Source organism: Luteimonas dalianensis, assembly GCF_049339425.1.
GTDB classification, from domain to species: Bacteria; Pseudomonadota; Gammaproteobacteria; order Xanthomonadales; family Xanthomonadaceae; genus Luteimonas; species Luteimonas dalianensis.
Genome location: NZ_JBMPPO010000004.1, coordinates 278,051 through 291,659, shown reverse-complemented (window position 1 = coordinate 291,659; position 13,609 = coordinate 278,051). Strand labels below are relative to the sequence as shown.

The window sequence follows — 13,609 nt, the reverse complement described above, 5'->3', positions numbered from 1 at the left end:
ACTGCATGAGCCAGGACACCACGCAACGCTACGGAACCTTTTCCCGCCTGCTGCACTGGGTCATGGCGGTACTGGTGTTCTGGCAGGCGCTGAAGCTGTTCGACCGCATCGACGACGGCCAGCACTGGGTGGGCCAGAACCTGGTGTCCTGGCACATCTCGATCGGCACCCTGATCGGCGTGCTGATCATCGTGCGCATCGCCTGGGCGCTGCGCAACCGCGACAACCGCCCGCCCGCGCCGCCACCGCCGACGCTGGGCATGCTGGCCAGGGCGGGACACATCGCGCTGTACGTCGGGCTGGTGCTGCTGCCGCTGTCGGGCATCAGCATCATGGTCGGCAACGGCTATGGCCTGGAGGCGTTCGGCATCCAGATCGTGCCTGCCGGTGGCGAGATTCCGTGGCTGGCAGATTTCGGCGGCGTGCTGCACTCGCCGGTGGCCTGGCTGACGGTGCTGATGGTGATCGGCCACGTCGGGGCCGCGCTGTGGCACGGCCTGGTGCGCAAGGACGGCGTGCTGCAGCGGATGCTGTGACGCGCTGACCGGTTGGCCCTGCGCCCGGGACTCGCGGCGGGCTCAGCGCAGCGACGCGGTGCGGATGCCGGAGTCCCCGCAGCCGGGCTGGTCGAACCAGTCGAGCACCTCGGGGGCCAGCGCATCCAGCTGCATGGGCAGGGTCAGGTGATCCTCGCCGGGCATCTCGATATAGCGTGCATGCGGGGCCGATGCCGCCAGCGCGCGGCCGTGCGCGACCGGCACGTGGCGGTCGGCGTCGCCATGCACCAGCAGCGGGCATGACACCTGGGCCAGGGGCTCGGTCACGTCGACGCCGCCCAGCGGCAAGCCCAGGGTTGCGCCCGCTTTCTCGATGGCCGCTTCCAGCACCGCATCGTCGAGCTGCCACTTCAGCCACTGCCGGGTCAGCCACGCGGAGGGCGGGGCGGGGGCGTCGGTGAGCATGTAGGGCACCATGTCGCGGATGGCGTCGTCGGCGACGGCGAAGGACTCCATGGCGACCACGCTGTCCGCGCCCACGCGCGGATCGGCGCCGGCGAAAATCGCGGTTGCCGCGCCATAGGACACGCCCAGCAGGTGCAGCGGGCCGACGATCTCGCCGCGGTCGCGCAGCGCCGACACCACCTGCGCCACGTCGTCCGCCTCGCGGGTGCCGTAGCCGGAGGGCGCCTGGCCCGAGCGGCCGTGGTTGCGCAGGTCGATGGCGATGGTGCGGTAGCCGGCTTCGCCCAGGCGCAGCGCCCAGGGCAGCATCGAGTCGCCGTGCATCATCCAGCCATGCAGCAGCAGCACGGTTGCCCGCGGGTTGGCGGCAGGCGCGGCCGGGATGTTGAAGTCCAGATCCGGGAAGGTATCGGCAACGCCCTGTCCCTTGGGCCACGACATGCGCAGGTCGTAATTGCCCGGGTCGATCGCGCGCCAGAACACGTCCACGCCGTCGCCGGTGGTGACGGTTCCGGCGCGGTCGGCCAGCCGGTCAAGCGCGGCGTTGATCGGCCCCGGCGGCAGCAGCGGCGAGGTGCCGTCGGGCGCGACCAGATGCGCCGCCAGCGAGGCGGGCAGGCCGGGCCGGAGCGAAAAGGAAAAGCCGGCCGTCAGAAGACAGGCAGCCAGGGCAATGATGAGCCGCAGCATTGGGGGAGTACCTGATTCGGCCTGTCAGGCTATCCGGCGCGGCCGGGCCCCTCTACCTCCGCACGGTGACAGGATGATGACAATTTCCGGGCCATTCAGTTCCGGCGGCCGTCGGATAAAAACCGCGGCCCTGCTGACAGGGCCGCGGTGAAGGTGGTGCACTGGGCCGGATCGGAGCCGGCTCTTGTTGGTTGTGCGTTGGCTCAGAAGTCGGTGGCGCTGTCCAGCGTCAGGTTGGACGACTCGACGCTGGTGACGCCCTCGATACCGCGGGTGATCTCGATCGCGCGGTCGATCTGCGCCTGACTCTCGACGTCGCCGCTGAGGCTGACCACGCCATTGACCGTCTCGACGCCGACGTCCAGGCCGGCCACGTCCGAATCGGCGAGCAGGCTTGACTTGACCTTGGTGGTGATCCAGGTGTCGTTGATCGGCTGGTCGGAATCGCTGTCCATCACCGCGTGATCCCGTTCGTGATCGGCGTCCTGGGCCATCACGCCGCCGGCAGCGAACATCAGGGCAACCGACAGGGCGCCGGCCAGGATGGTGCGCGGATGGTTGTGGATGACGTTGTTCATGGCTGCCTCGTTGCATGGGATGTGGGAGTCGAGTCTGGGTATCCGCCCGTACAGGAGGCGTGAGAAAAAGCCCGCTGTTCGTTAACTGAACCCGCCAAACGGCTCACGAAAGACAACGGCAACTGAGCGCGGGAGACCAGGCCGGCGAAGCGCAGGCCCGGCGCATTGCCGGGGGCCCGGTCAGGGCGCTTCGCCACGCCCCTGGGCGCGGGCGTTGGCGATGACCTCGCGCACCAGCTCGCGGTCGCGGTGGCGCGAGATGGGCATTGCCCCCAGCGCGATCGCCTGCAGGCGCATGTCGGCGGTAACGTCGTAATGGGCACCGCTGGTCTTGTTCTGGAACGCGCGCCGCGGAATGCCGAGGCGATCGGCGAACGCGTGCAGCTCCTCCAGGGTGTCGGCCATCAGGTGGGCCCAGCGGCGCCCGCGCCAGAGGGTGACGGCATCATCGACGTAGACGGTCATCGGATGAAAATCGCCCAGGCCGCTGGATTTTGCAATCCATGCTGTCCATCGCGCCTGTTTGCAGCCGCTGCTGCATGGGGGTTAGCCTGAGTGACGTCATTCCGATACGGCAAGGAGCGGTACGTGTCCGTGCTGGGCTGGGGAGTGCGGAGTGTGGCAGGTGTCGTGCTGCTGGCCGGAGTATCGGCTGCCGGCCTGGCGCAGCCAGTGGAAGACGGGCTGGAGCTGGGCGGCGCGGTGCGCTTCAGCTACGGCTGGCTCGACTACGCCGACAGTCCGGGCGCCGACCTGGAGCTGGTGCGGGCCGAGGCCCGCGGCCGGGCGGGCAGGGCGTCGTTCTCGCTGCAGTACCGCTGGTACGACGGTTTCGATGCCGTCCACCACGCCTGGGCTGGATGGGACCTGGACGAGGCTTCGCAGGTGCGCGCAGGCGTGCAGCAGGTGCCGTTCGGGCTGCTTCCCTACGCCTCGCACAGTTTCTGGTTCGGCTCCGGTTACTACCTGGGGATCGAGGACGACTACGACCTGGGCGTGGCCTTCGAGCACACGGCGGGCGCGCACCGCTGGCACGCGGCGTGGTTCGCCGGCGACGAATACGGCACCGGTGCCCGCTACGACCGCTATTCCTTCGACGTGGCCACCACCGATGCGCTGCCGTACCGCGAGCGTGGGCGGGTCGTGCTGCGCTATGGGCATGTGCGCGAGTGGCCCGGCGGCGGGCTGGACATCGGCGCGTCGCTGTCCACCGGCCGCATCGAGAATCGCGGGGACGGGCGGAGGCACGGACATGACGCCGCGGCCGTGCATGCGCAGTGGCAGCGCGGGCCGGCGACGGTGCAGCTGCAGTGGGCGCGCTACCGCTATCGCAACCCGGAGCCGCGGGTGGCGATGTCGGCGTTCTTGTTCCCGTTCGAGATCGCCGCCGAGGCTGACGTGCCCACCTTCAACGTCACCTGGGCGCTGCAGCGCAGCGGCTGGTTCGACGGCATCACCTGCTACAACAACCTGAGCCTGACGCTGCCGCGCGGCGACGATCCGGGGCTGCGCGAATCGTGGCAGAACGTCACCGGCTGCAGCTTCTCCAAGGGCGTGATGTTCACCTACGTGGACTGGATCGCCGGAAAGAACATGTGGTTCGCGGGCGGCCCCGGCATCGGCATCCATGAGCCGGGCCAGGGCGGCTGGCACTCGCGGCTGAACGTGAACATGGGATTCTTCTTCTGAAGGCAGGCATGCAATGAACAACTCCGAGAACCCTCCCGAATCCGGTCCGCCCCCGCGCGCTTCGATCCTGGCGCCGGTGTTCTGGCCCGCCGCAGCATTGATGGCGGTGCTGGTGGCGCTGTCGTTCATCATGCCCGCGCAGATGCAGGGGGTGTTCGGCGCCGCCCAGGACTGGGTGGCGCAGGAGGCGGGGTGGTTCACGATCCTTGCCGTGGCCGGGTTCCTGGTGTTCGTCATCGGGCTGGCAGTGAGCAGCCTGGGCAGGATCAGGCTGGGTCCGGACCACAGCACGCCGGACTACAGCTACGCGACCTGGTTCGCGATGCTGTTCGCGGCGGGCATGGGCATCGGCCTGATGTACTTCGGCGTGGCCGAGCCGGTGATGCACTACGTGGAGCCGCCGGTGGGTGATCCGGCCACGGTTGCCGCCGCGCGCCAGTCGATGCGGATCACCTTCTTCCACTGGGGCATTCACGCCTGGGCGATCTATGCAGTGGTGGCGCTCTCGCTGGCGTACTTCGCGTTCCGGCACGGGCTGCCGCTGCGGATCCGCTCGGCGCTGTTCCCGCTGATCGGTGATCGCATCCACGGTCCGATCGGCCATGCGGTGGATACCTTCGCGGTGCTGGGGACGATGTTCGGCCTGGCGACCTCGCTGGGGTTCGGGGTGCTGCAGATCAACGCCGGGCTCAACTACCTGCTGGGGATCGAGATCAGCGTGATGGTGCAGGTGATCCTGATCACCGTCATCACCCTGGCCGCCACCGTGTCGGTGTTCACCGGGCTGGACAAGGGTGTCCGTCGGCTGTCGGAGATGAACATGCTGCTGGCGGTGCTGCTGCTGGTGTTCGTGCTGTTGGCGGGGCCGACCGTGCACCTGCTGCAGGCGCTGGTGCAGAACACCGGCATGTATGTCTCGAACCTGTTCTCGATGACCTTCAACCTCTACGCCTACGAGCCCACCGGCTGGCTGGGTGGCTGGACCCTGTTCTACTGGGGCTGGTGGATTTCCTGGTCGCCGTTCGTGGGCATGTTCATCGCCCGGATCTCGCGCGGGCGCACGGTGCGCGAGTTCGTCACCGGGGTGCTGCTGGTGCCGCTGGGATTCACCTTCATCTGGATGACGATCTACGGCAACACCGCGCTGCACATGATCGCCATCGAAGGCATCACCGACTTGGCCGACGTGGTTGCGGCGGACAGCTCGCTGGCGCTGTTCCGGTTCCTTGAGGAGCTGCCGTTCACCGCCGTCACGTCTACGGTGGCCACGCTGCTGGTGGTGGTCTTCTTCGTCACCTCGTCGGACTCCGGCTCGCTGGTGATCGACATGCTCACCTCCAAGGGCGAGGAGGAGTCGCCGGTGTGGCAGCGGATCTTCTGGGCGCTGCTGGAGGGCGTGGTGGCGATTGCGCTGCTGCTTGCCGGCGGCCTGGGCGCGCTGCAGGCGGCAACGCTGGCCAGCGCGCTGCCGTTCACCGTGATCATGCTGCTGATGTGCTGGGGCCTGCTGCGGGCGATGCGGCTGGAAGTGGTGAAGCGCGCGAGCATCCGCGACGCGCGTGCGCTGCCGGCGGGCGGAGCCGGCGGTGACTGGAAGGCCAGGCTGCAGTCGATGGTGCTGCAGCCGGGCAGGAAGGAAGTGCTGGCGTTCCTGAGCGACCAGGTGCGTCCGGCGCTGGAAGCCGTGGCACATGAACTGGGCGGGCAGGGCGTGCAGGCGCGGGTGGAAAGCGACGATGAAGGCGGCGGCCGGGTGTGGCTGCGGGTCGGCCACGGCGAGGAGATGGACTTCTTCTATTCAGCGCACCTGGAGGCCTATGACCCGCCCAGCTTCGTCATGGAGGATCCGCGCCGCCGGCGCCGTGGCGGCGACCCGCGGAGCTATCGTGCCGGCGTGCACCTGCGCGAAGGCGGGCAGGGGTATGACCTGATGGGCTGGCGCCGCGAGGAGGTGATCCACGACGTGCTCGACCAGTACCAGCGCCACATGCACTTCCTGGACGTGGTGCGCTAGCGCCCGGGGCCGAACTCCTGATGCAGCCAGCGGTCGATCATGACCTTTTCGTACCGCAGCGGGTCATGGCGGCTGGCTCCCTGGATCGAGCGCAGGTAGTTGGGGTCGCTGAGCTGGCGGGCGCCGCCGTTGACGGGCGTGCCCGCGGCGTCGTGGTGCTGGAATTCCAGGCTCATGCGCGGCCAGTGGATGTCGCGCATGATCCGCACGTGATCCATCTGCGGCCCGCCCCGGGGTTCGAAATCGCCGGCGCGGTCGATGTCGGTGATCAGCACCTGCACCCGCTCGCCTTCTCCGATCCGCGCCTGGATGCCGTCGCGCAGGTATTCGGCCAACTCGTGCACCCAGTTGCCGCGGCTGGCTTCATTGCGGTTGAAGCTGGTGCGGATCTCGCTGAAACCGGCCGGGTCGTCCCACGCCACGGTCACCGGGCCGTCGGCTTCCAGCGCGCGCGGCGCGGATGGGTCGGTGACGCCGAGCTGGGCGGTATGGCCGCAGCCGGCGGCGGAGAGGGCGAACGCCAGCGCCAGGATGGCGGACAGGGGGATTCTCATGGGGGGGCTCCTCGGCAAGTCACTGTTCGCGGTCGAGCAGCGGGAGCAGGGCCGGGCGGACGTGGTCGGCGATGCGCGGTTGCACCGCGGCGGTGGGGTGAAGGTCGTCCGCCTGGTAGGCATCGGCTTGCAATGCGATCGGCTCGAGCAGGAACGGTACAAGGGGTACGTCGAACAGCGTTGAAAGGTCGCGGTAGACCCCTTCGAAGCCGCGGGTGTAGTCGGCGCCCAGGTTGGGCGGCATCTGCATGCCCACCAGCAGCACCCGGGCATCCACGTGCCGGGCCACGCCGATCATGCGCGCCAGGTTGCGGCGCATTTCGGCCAGCGGCAGGCCGCGCAGGCCGTCGTTGGCGCCCAGGGCGATGACCACCACGTCCGGCCGGTTGCGCCAGGCCTCGCCGATGATCCGCGCCGCGCCGCCGGCGCTGGTCTCGCCGCTGATGCTGGCGTTGACCACGCGCCAGTCCGGGTGGCTGCTGCCCAGCTCATCGGCCAGCAGCGAGACCCAGCCCTGTTCGGCGGCCATGCCGTAGCCGGCGGAAAGCGAATCGCCCATCACCAGCAGCGTGCGCCGGGCGTCGTCCGGGGCGCCGGCCTGCTGTGCGGGCTGGGCCTGGGCCAGTGTGCACAGCAGCAGCAACACCGGGCCGATGGCCCATTGCATCCACGCCCGCCGGGGCCGATATCCTGAGATCATTGCAAACCTTTCCTTCCAATATCCGGGCCGCATGCCGCCGCGCGTGGCCGGCCGGGGCCACCGCAGGATCTTCCATGGCTGATACCAACCCGGCGCAGGCCGCCGCCCGCCGCGTGCTCGATGTATCCACGCTCGGCAAGCGCGTGGCGCTGCCTTCCGGCAGCCTGACCATCCTCGACGAGGTCGGGTTCCATGTCGAGCATGGCGACACGGTGGCCATCGTCGGCGCGTCGGGTTCGGGCAAGAGCACGCTGCTGTCGCTGCTGGCCGGGCTGGACGTGCCGTCTTCGGGTGAGGTGGTGCTCGACGGCCAGCCGCTGTCGGCGCTGGACGAGGACGGCCGGGCGAAGGTGCGCGCGGACAAGGTCGGCTTCGTGTTCCAGAACTTCCAGCTGCTGCCGTCGCTGACCGCGCTGGAGAACGTGATGCTGCCGCTGGAGCTGCGCGGCGACGACCAGGTGCGCGCGCCCGCCGAAGACGTGCTGCGCAAGGTGGGGCTGGGCGAGCGCCTGGGCCACTACCCGCGCCAGCTGTCGGGCGGCGAGCAGCAGCGGGTGGCGCTGGCGCGCGCGTTCGTCACCGGGCCGTCGCTGCTGCTGGCCGACGAGCCCACCGGCAACCTGGATACCACCACCGGCCAGCAGGTGATCGAACTGCTGTTCGCGATGAACGCCGACGCCGGCACCACCCTGGTGCTGGTGACCCACGACGACCACCTGGCCAGCCGCTGTGCGCGCGTGCTGCGGCTGGATCGCGGCCGCCTGGTGCGCGACGCATGAGGACTGCGCGCCTGGCCTGGACACAGCTGCGACGCGACCTGGCCGCGGGCGAGGTGCGGATCATGCTCGCCGCGCTGGTGCTGGCGGTGGTGGCGGTGACCGCGGTCGGCTTCGTCACCGACCGCGCCGGGCGCGCGCTGGCGGCCGAGGCCAACCGGCTGCTCGGCGGCGACGCGATCCTGCGCTCGAACGCGCCCATCGGCGAAGGGCCGCGCGAGGCCGCACGGGCGGCGGGGCTGGCCCAGACCGAGACCGTGGAGCTGGACAGCATGATCCGCGCCGGCGGCGACCTGCGCCTGGGCGACCTGCGCGCGCTGGGCGAGGGCTATCCGCTGCGCGGCGGGTTCCGGCTGGTCGATGCCGCCGGTGGCATCGAGCGGGAAGCCGACGCGGTGCCCGCGCCCGGCACGGTGTGGATGAGCCGCGCCGGCGCCGACCAACTGGGCGCAAGCGTCGGCGAACAGGTGGGCATCGGCGAGCTGCAGCTGGAGCTGACGGCGCTGGTGACGGTGGAGCCGGACGCCTCGATCGACTACTTCAACCTCGCCCCCAAGGTGTTCCTCAACCTGGCCGACCTGGCGGCGACCGGGCTGCTGCAGGAGGGCAGTCGCGCGCGCTACCGGCTGGTGGTGGCGGGCGATGCGAATGCGGTGGAGCGTTTCGCTTCGGCCGTGCGCGACAGCCTGGAGCGCGGGCAGCGGCTGGAGACGATCCAGGACGCGCGCCCGGAAGTGCGCTCGGCGCTGGATCGTGCCGGCAGCTTCCTCGGCCTGGCGGCGATGGTCTCGGTAGTGCTGGCGGCGGTGGCGGTGGCGATGGCCGCGCGCCGGCACAGCGAGCGGCACCTGTCGGGCGCGGCGGTGATGCGCTGCCTGGGCGCCAGCCAGCGCACCCTGGTGGGCATCCACGTGGGCGAACTGCTGCTGCTGGGGTTGCTGGCGTGCACGGTCGGCGTGGCGCTGGCGTTCGGACTGCAGTGGCTGGTGGCCGGCTGGGTGTCGCGGGCGCTTGAATTGCCGCTGCCGGCGACCGGCTGGCTGCCGGCGCTGGAGGGCTATGCGGTCGGGCTGGTGGTGCTGATGGCCTTCGGCGCGCCGCCGGTGCTGGCGCTGCGGCGGGTGCCGGCGCTGCGGGTGCTGCGGCGCGACCTGGACCCGGTGGAGCCGGGGGCGCTGGTCGTTGCCCTGCTGGCGCTGGGCGGACTGGCGGCGCTGCTGTGGATCAAGGCCGGATCGCCGGCGCTGGCCGGCGCGATGCTGGCCGGCATCGTCGCCACCCTGGCGGTGCTGGCGCTGCTGGCCTGGGCGCTGATCGCCGCGGTGCGCCGGCTGCGCGCGCGGCTGCGCGGGAGCCTGCGCTACGGGCTGGCCAACGTGAGCCGCCGTGCCGGCACCAGCGTGGCCCAGGTGGCGGCGCTCGGGCTGGGGCTGATGGCGCTGCTGCTGCTGACCTTCGTGCGCGGCGATCTGCTCGACCGCTGGCAGCTTGCGCTGGCCGAGGAGGCGCCCAACCGCTTCATCGTCAACGTGCAGCAGCACCAGATGGAGAGCGTGCGGGAGTTCATCGCCAGCCAGGGCGTGGCGGAGCCGGTGCTGTTCCCGATGGTGCGCGCGCGCTTCGTGACGATCAACGGCGAGCCGGTGACCGCCGACACGTATGCCGGCGAGGACCGCCAGACCCGGCGGCGCGCGGAGCGCGAGTTCAACCTGTCGATGGCCGCCTCGCTGCGCGACGACAACCGGGTCACCGCGGGACGCTTCTGGGACGGCACACCGTCGGCGCCGGAGTTCTCGGTGGAGGAAGGCTTCGCTAATCAACTGGGCTGGAAGGTCGGCGACCGCATCGGCTTCGACATCGCCGGGCAGCGGATCGAGGCGCCGATCACCAGCCTGCGCGCGGTGGAGTGGGAGAGCTTCCGGCCGAACTTCTTCGTGCTGGCCTCGCCCGGGGCGCTGGACGGCTATCCGGCGAGCTGGATCACCGCGGTCAGCGTGCCGCCGGAGTCGCGCTTCACCGCCGAGCTGGTGGAGCGCTTCCCGAACCTGTCGGTGATCGACATCGACGCGGTGCTCGACCAGGTGCGCGCCACCGCCGACCAGGTGTCGGTGGTGGTGCAGGCGGTGTTCTGGTTCTCGCTGCTGGCCGGGGTGCTGGTGCTGCTGGCGGCGGTCAGCGCCAGCCAGGACGAGCGCCTGCTGGAAGGCGGGGTGATGCGGGTGCTGGGCGGCAGCCGCCGCCAGCTCCGGCTGGCGCAGGCGTCGGAGTTCGCCGCGATCGGCCTGCTGGCCGGGCTGGTGGCCGCCATTGCGGCCTCGGTGCTCTCGGGCGTGGTCGCCACCCAGGTGTTCGACCTGCCGTGGCGGCCGAACTGGGCGATGGCCGCCTTCGGCGGCGCGCTGGGCATGCTGGTGACCCTGGCCGCCGGCATGTTCGCCACCCGCCGGGTGCTGGATGCGCCGCCCTCGGTGACCCTGCGCGAACTGCAGGGGTAGGGCGCGCTCGGGCTGTTTGCACGCGTTTCCGGCGGATAAGGCGTGGCGACGTAGAATCCAGCACGCCCTTTGCCACCCGTTGATCCGATGCCGCCCCGCCAGGACGATCCCGCGCTTGAAGCCCTGCTGTTCCCGTTCCTGACCGGCCGCCTGCAGTGGCCGCGCGCGGGCTCGCTGTTCCTGCGCGCGCGGGCGGGCCGGGGGCTGGTGCCGTCGGCGTGGCCGGGACTGGTGTGCGAGCAGAGCTTCAGGCCGGAGGCCGGGGAGCTGGAGCGGGCGGGGTTCAGCCTGAATGCACAGGGCGGCAGCCGGCACCCGCTGGTGCTTGTCCTGCCGCCGCGTCAGCGCGAGGAGTCGCGCGCGCTGCTGGCCGAAGCGGTGGCGCGGGTGGAAGGGGCCGATGGCGTCGTGATCGCCAGCGTGCCCAATGCCGAGGGCGCCAAGGCGATCGAGGCGGATCTGGCGCGCATCGCCGGGCCGGTGAGCACGCTGTCCAAGCACAAGTGCCGGGTGTTCTGGGCGCGGCCGAATGCCGGCCAGGGGGACGCCGGGCTGGCCGCGCAGTGGCGCTTGCTGGATGCGCCGCGGCCAATCCTGGAAGACACCGCCCTGGCGGGGCGCTTCACAAGCCGCCCGGGCGTGTTCGCCTGGGATCGCATCGACCCGGCGTCGGCGCTGCTGGCCGGGCACCTGCCCGAAAGCCTTGCCGGCCGCGCCGCCGACCTTGGCGCGGGCTGGGGTTTCCTCTCCGACGCGCTGCTGCAGCGCTGCCCGGGCATCACTTCGCTGCACCTGTATGAAGCCGAGGCGCGCGCGCTGGATCTGGCGCGGGTGAACCTGGCGCCGCACGCCGACCGCGCGGCGCTGGAGTTCCGCTGGCACGACGTCACCGCCGGGCTGCCGGATCGCTACGACGTGATCGTGACCAACCCGCCGTTCCACGACCACGGCCGCGCCACCCGGCCCGACATCGGCCGCGCCTTCATCCACGCCGCGGCGCAGGCGCTCGAACCCGGCGGCGCGCTGTGGCTGGTGGCCAACCGTCACCTGCCCTACGAGCAGGCGCTGGCCGAAGGCTTTGCCGAAGTGGAGACCGTTGCCCAGCAGGCCGGCTTCAAGGTGGTGCGCGCGCGCAGGGCGGGCCGATGAAGCTGGTTCGGCTGATCGCCAACCTCGGCTACGGCAGCCGCAAGCAGGTGGCGCAGATGTTCCGCCAGGGCCTGGTCACCGACGCCCGCGGCGAGGTGCTCTACGCCGACGACCGCGTGGATCACGCCGATATCCGCATCGACGGCGAGCCGTTGGATCCGGCGCCGGGCCTGCTGCTGATGCTGCACAAGCCGGTCGGCCATACCTGTTCGACGAAGGATCCCGGGCGCGTCGTCTACGACCTGCTGCCGCCGCGCTTTCGCCTGCGCAAGCCGCTGCTGTCCACGGTCGGCCGGCTGGATCGCGACACCTCCGGCCTGCTGCTGATGACCGACGACGGCGCGCTCTTGCACCGGATCACCTCGCCGAAGTCGCAGGTGCCCAAGACCTACGAAGCAGGACTGGCCGAACCGCTGCGCGGCGACGAGGCGGCGCTGTTCGCCAGCGGCACCCTGATGCTGGAATCGGAAACCACGCCCCTGCAGCCGGCGCTGCTGGAACCCACCGGCGAGCGCAGCGCCCGCCTGGTCATCACCGAGGGCCGCTACCACCAGGTGCGGCGGATGTTCGCCGCCGCCGGCAACCACGTCCAGACCCTGCACCGCAGCCGCGTCGGCGCGCTGGAGCTGGGCGACCTGCCCGCCGGTGAATGGCGCCCGCTCGACAACGCCGAGCGCAACGCCATCTTCAACGGCGAAACGTAGGAGCGCGCCACGCGCGCATGGCGCGCTCCTACCGGGGGTGGTCTTCGGCGGCGTGGTCGAGCATGTCGGTGAGCATGTGGCGCACGTGCTCGTCGGCGGTGGCGTACAGGATCCGCCGCTGCTGGCGCTCGCCGCGCACCAGGCGCGCGCCGCGCAGCAGGCGCAGGTGGTGGCTGACCAGCGGCTGCGAGGCGCCGATGCCGGCGGCGATGTCGCCCACCGCGATCGGGCCGTGCATGCAGGCCAGCAGCACCCGCAGGCGGGTGGGGTCGCCGAGCAGGCGGAAGGTGGCGGCGATGGTTTCGATGCGGGCGTCGTCGCCGCTGCTCACCGTTCCAGCTCCGGCGCCGGAGCGGGGCCCAGCACGCAGGCGGGCGGCGGCTCGAACAGCACCTCCACCGTGGCGTGGCCGATGCCGAAGTGGTCGGCCAGCGCCTGCTTCACCGCCGGCACCACCCGGCCCTGGTCGGCGCCGGGCGCCAGCCCGAGCTCGAGCGTGGCCAGCACCTTGCCCGAGGTGATCGACCACACGTGCACGTGCTGCACGTGGGCCACGCCGGGCACCTGTTCCAGCAGGTGCCGCTGCAGCCGGTCCACGTCGATGTCCGGCGGCGCGCCCTCCATCAGGATGTGGAAGGTGCTGCGCAGCAGCGCCCACGCCGCGCGCAGGATCAGCAGGCAGATCAGCACCGACAGGATCGGGTCGATCGGCATCCAGCCGGTCAGGCGGATGGTGACCGCCGCCGCGATCGCCGCCACCGAGCCGAGCATGTCGCCGACCACGTGCAGCATCGCGCCGCGGATGTTGACGTGGTCGCGGTCGCCCCGGTGCAGGATCACGAACACGGCGATGTTCACCAGCAGCCCGATGATCGCCACCGCCAGCATCGGCCCCGACAGCACCTCCACCGGCTGGCGCAGGCGCTGCACCGCCTCGAAGAAGATCCAGGCCACCAGCGCGAACAGGGTCAGCGCGTTGATCAGCCCGGCCAGCACCTCCATGCGCATGTAGCCGAAGGTGCGGCGCGCGTCGGCGGCGCGGCGGCCGATGCGGAAGCCCGCCCAGGCCAGCGCCAGCGCGGCGGCGTCGGTGAGCATGTGGCCGGCGTCGGCCAGCAGCGCCAGCGATCCGGACAGCAGGCCGCCGGCCACTTCCACCAGCATGTAGCCGGCGGTGAGCGCGAGCGCGGTGAGCACGACCCGCTCGTTGCGGGTCGAGACCTCGGGCGCGTGCGAATGCGTGTGCCCGTGGTCGTGGTGGCCGTGGCTATGGGCGTGTGACAAGGCGATGGGGCGGC

14 protein-coding genes are annotated in these 13,609 nt (G+C 71.0%); 7 read left to right on the top strand and 7 right to left on the bottom strand.

Annotated features, from left to right (window positions below):
- The first annotated feature begins 5 nt into the window (after positions 1-5).
- A complete protein-coding gene (locus ACOZ90_RS07950; protein ID WP_422893120.1) occupies positions 6-536 on the top strand; it encodes a cytochrome b in 531 nt (176 codons plus the stop codon).
- 42 nt (positions 537-578) lie between these two features.
- Here ACOZ90_RS07950 and ACOZ90_RS07945 read toward each other — a convergent pair whose 3' ends face one another.
- The 3 genes from ACOZ90_RS07945 to ACOZ90_RS07935 form a co-directional block, all read right to left on the bottom strand.
- Entirely contained in the window at positions 579-1,652 is a 1,074-nt protein-coding gene (locus ACOZ90_RS07945) for an alpha/beta fold hydrolase (RefSeq protein ID WP_422893119.1), read from the bottom strand.
- Between the two features lie 203 nt (positions 1,653-1,855).
- Positions 1,856-2,230: a BON domain-containing protein gene (locus tag ACOZ90_RS07940; protein ID WP_422893118.1), complete on the bottom strand. Its 375-nt coding sequence runs from the start codon at positions 2,228-2,230 to the stop codon at positions 1,856-1,858.
- 180 nt (positions 2,231-2,410) lie between these two features.
- Complete coding sequence (locus ACOZ90_RS07935; RefSeq protein WP_422893117.1) at positions 2,411-2,695, bottom strand: DUF4031 domain-containing protein; 285 nt, start codon at positions 2,693-2,695, stop codon at positions 2,411-2,413.
- Between the two features lie 153 nt (positions 2,696-2,848).
- Between ACOZ90_RS07935 and ACOZ90_RS07930 the strand changes: the two genes are divergently transcribed.
- Both ACOZ90_RS07930 and ACOZ90_RS07925 read left to right on the top strand, forming a co-directional pair.
- Positions 2,849-3,919, top strand: coding sequence for a hypothetical protein (locus ACOZ90_RS07930; protein WP_422893116.1), 1,071 nt, complete (start codon positions 2,849-2,851; stop codon positions 3,917-3,919).
- Positions 3,920-3,932: 13 nt separating this feature from the next.
- The gene (locus ACOZ90_RS07925) at positions 3,933-5,933 is read left to right on the top strand and encodes a BCCT family transporter (RefSeq protein ID WP_422893115.1); all 2,001 of its coding nucleotides are present in this window, start codon (positions 3,933-3,935) and stop codon (positions 5,931-5,933) included.
- On the opposite strand, the gene ACOZ90_RS07920 is transcribed toward ACOZ90_RS07925, so the two are convergent.
- Entirely contained in the window at positions 5,930-6,487 is a 558-nt protein-coding gene (locus ACOZ90_RS07920) for a DUF3016 domain-containing protein (RefSeq protein WP_422893114.1), read from the bottom strand. The genes ACOZ90_RS07925 and ACOZ90_RS07920 overlap by 4 nt on opposite strands.
- Before the next feature lie 19 nt (positions 6,488-6,506).
- A complete protein-coding gene (locus tag ACOZ90_RS07915) occupies positions 6,507-7,154 on the bottom strand; it encodes an arylesterase (RefSeq protein ID WP_422893113.1) in 648 nt (215 codons plus the stop codon).
- 107 nt (positions 7,155-7,261) lie between these two features.
- Between ACOZ90_RS07915 and ACOZ90_RS07910 the strand changes: the two genes are divergently transcribed.
- From ACOZ90_RS07910 to ACOZ90_RS07895, 4 genes are all read left to right on the top strand, one after another.
- On the top strand, positions 7,262-7,966 hold the full coding sequence (locus ACOZ90_RS07910) for an ABC transporter ATP-binding protein (protein ID WP_422893112.1): 705 nt from the start codon (positions 7,262-7,264) through the stop codon (positions 7,964-7,966).
- Positions 7,963-10,458, top strand: a complete 2,496-nt coding sequence (locus ACOZ90_RS07905) for an ABC transporter permease (RefSeq protein WP_422893111.1) — start codon at positions 7,963-7,965, stop codon at positions 10,456-10,458. The genes ACOZ90_RS07910 and ACOZ90_RS07905 overlap by 4 nt, the downstream gene beginning before the upstream one ends.
- An 87-nt stretch (positions 10,459-10,545) precedes the next feature.
- Complete coding sequence (locus tag ACOZ90_RS07900; protein WP_422893110.1) at positions 10,546-11,607, top strand: class I SAM-dependent methyltransferase; 1,062 nt, start codon at positions 10,546-10,548, stop codon at positions 11,605-11,607.
- Positions 11,604-12,311 carry a pseudouridine synthase gene (locus tag ACOZ90_RS07895; RefSeq protein ID WP_422893109.1) on the top strand — a complete coding sequence of 236 codons (708 nt, stop codon included), beginning with the start codon at positions 11,604-11,606 and terminating at the stop codon, positions 12,309-12,311. The genes ACOZ90_RS07900 and ACOZ90_RS07895 overlap by 4 nt, the downstream gene beginning before the upstream one ends.
- A 28-nt stretch (positions 12,312-12,339) precedes the next feature.
- Here ACOZ90_RS07895 and ACOZ90_RS07890 read toward each other — a convergent pair whose 3' ends face one another.
- Both ACOZ90_RS07890 and ACOZ90_RS07885 read right to left on the bottom strand, forming a co-directional pair.
- Positions 12,340-12,642, bottom strand: coding sequence for an ArsR/SmtB family transcription factor (locus ACOZ90_RS07890; protein WP_422893108.1), 303 nt, complete (start codon positions 12,640-12,642; stop codon positions 12,340-12,342).
- Entirely contained in the window at positions 12,639-13,595 is a 957-nt protein-coding gene (locus tag ACOZ90_RS07885; protein WP_422893107.1) for a cation diffusion facilitator family transporter, read from the bottom strand. Before ACOZ90_RS07885 ends, ACOZ90_RS07890 begins: the two co-directional genes overlap by 4 nt.
- Positions 13,596-13,609: the final 14 nt, after the last annotated feature.